Source organism: Streptomyces sp. P9(2023) (assembly GCF_032436795.1).
Lineage (GTDB): Bacteria > Actinomycetota > Actinomycetes > Streptomycetales > Streptomycetaceae > Streptomyces.
In genome coordinates this window covers 1-332 of record NZ_JAUPWM010000273.1, presented here as the reverse complement: position 1 = coordinate 332, position 332 = coordinate 1, and the positions used below count along the sequence as shown (strand labels likewise).

Here is a 332-nt window from a genome sequence, read left to right as displayed (position 1 = left end):
ACTCATAGCCCACGCTAAAACCGCCATCAACTGAAATCGCAGTATCAGGAAGAATCTTCATTCCATCAGCCTTAATAGCTCCGCCATCATCTTCTACTACATTCAAGGTATAAGATGCAGTCGGCGCTTCAATCTCCGGCAGAACCTGGCCTTCAGCCTTATCCAGACTCAGCACAATCTCAGTGCCATTGCCCGAGCCGGTGATCCCGGTCAGCCGATAGCCAAATCCGCCCAGCACGTTCACTAGGGCATCGGAGCTAATCTTGGCTACATCGCCTCGTAGGATTTGGCTAAGGCGACTGTACTGCACGCCTGCGGCCTCTGCGGCATCC

1 protein-coding gene is annotated in these 332 nt (G+C 53.6%); it reads right to left on the bottom strand.

What is annotated here, in order from left to right; all coding sequences use genetic code 11:
- Nucleotides 1-244, bottom strand: a 244-nt coding sequence (locus tag Q5762_RS37615) for a hypothetical protein (protein ID WP_315896808.1), incomplete at its 3' end; no start/stop codon positions are given.
- Nucleotides 245-332: the final 88 nt, after the last annotated feature.